The organism is Vogesella urethralis, from assembly GCF_007644045.2.
Lineage (GTDB): Bacteria > Pseudomonadota > Gammaproteobacteria > Burkholderiales > Chromobacteriaceae > Vogesella > Vogesella urethralis.
In genome coordinates this window covers 1-233 of the sequence record NZ_VMDW02000052.1, presented here as the reverse complement: position 1 = coordinate 233, position 233 = coordinate 1, and the positions used below count along the sequence as shown (strand labels likewise).

Annotated in this window: 1 protein-coding gene; it reads left to right on the top strand. The window is 59.2% G+C overall.

The features are described 5' to 3' along the window. On the top strand, positions 1-224 hold a 224-nt coding region (locus FLQ03_RS03280; protein WP_144374173.1), incomplete at its 5' end, for an ion channel. Positions 225-233: the final 9 nt, after the last annotated feature.

Here is a 233-nt window from a genome sequence, read left to right as displayed (position 1 = left end):
ACGGAGACATCACGCCGCACACGCCGTTGGGTCGCATCCTGGCCTCCATTCTTATCCTGATCGGCTACTCCATTATTGCCATACCGACCGGACTTATCACCACGCATATGACCAGCGCCCTGAATCGTCGACGACAGCAGCGCCTGTGTCCGCAGTGTCAGCAGGGCGACCATGACGATAACGCCCGTTTCTGCCATGCCTGCGGTCATGCCTTGCCGAAGTAAGCTGGCGAC